Below are 226 nucleotides of genomic sequence, written 5' to 3'. Positions count from 1 at the left end.
AGCTGCTGGTGTGGGATGGCAATGGCGTCTGGCTCTGTGTCCGGCGACTGCACACGGGCCGCTTCGTCTGGCCGCAGAGTAGCGATCAGCTGTTTACCCTGAGCCAGGCCGACTGGCACTGGCTGACGGCCGGCATTGACTGGCGGCGGGTCGATGCGCCACCGCCGGCGCATCTGCAGGTATAAATACTTCTCAAACCCAGGCGGGAAGCGGCCTCCGACGGGTG

At 65.5% G+C, this 226-nt stretch carries 1 protein-coding gene; it reads left to right on the top strand.

Annotated features, from left to right (window positions below; translation table 11 throughout):
* A partial coding sequence (tnpB, locus tag PZA18_RS24905) for an IS66 family insertion sequence element accessory protein TnpB (protein ID WP_284103550.1) occupies nucleotides 1-185 on the top strand: 185 nt, incomplete at its 5' end.
* Between the last annotated feature and the right edge of the window lie 41 nt (nucleotides 186-226).

The sequence above is a fragment of the Parachitinimonas caeni genome (assembly GCF_030129945.1).
Taxonomy (GTDB): Bacteria; Pseudomonadota; Gammaproteobacteria; order Burkholderiales; family Chitinimonadaceae; genus Parachitinimonas; species Parachitinimonas caeni.
This window is presented reverse-complemented; position numbering and strand designations above follow the sequence as displayed.